The 436-nt window shown below is 56.7% G+C and carries 1 protein-coding gene; it reads right to left on the bottom strand.

What is annotated here, in order from left to right; genetic code table 11:
• Positions 1-97 precede the first annotated feature (97 nt).
• Positions 98-289, bottom strand: coding sequence for a lipoprotein (locus EOA79_RS32465; RefSeq protein WP_128293722.1), 192 nt, complete (start codon positions 287-289; stop codon positions 98-100).
• Positions 290-436 lie beyond the last annotated feature (147 nt).

Below are 436 nucleotides of genomic sequence, written 5' to 3' on the forward strand. Positions count from 1 at the left end.
GGGTTGAGGGCCAGGGGGACGCAACCGCCAAAGCGGTTCGAGGGCTTCGATCAGCTCGCGAGGGGCAGCCATCGGCCATAAGCTTCCTCCCGGCCTGCTATTGCCAAACGAGAACAGGTTTTTCGGCAAGATTGATCGTCGCGGGCTTGCTGCAGGTCTTGCCCTTGTAGGTCATGCCTTCGCTGACCGGTTTGCCTTCATCATTGAGGCAGACCTCCGTAAGGTCCGGCGTGGTCGTGCAGCCTGAAACGGCGATCAGCGCAAAGGCGGCAACGGCAGATTTCTTCATGCGGAGGAACCTCGATCTTGTTGCGAAACTGTTACTGGTCATATCAAGAGGTTGAATCATCAATCAACCCTGCGCAACTAAAACTCGAAGGTCTTCCCCCTGCTCTGGCTATGCTGATTATCGTGGGTCATCTGCTGGGTGTTGGCC

The organism is Mesorhizobium sp. M1A.F.Ca.IN.020.03.2.1, from assembly GCF_004023205.1.
Lineage (GTDB): Bacteria > Pseudomonadota > Alphaproteobacteria > Rhizobiales > Rhizobiaceae > Mesorhizobium.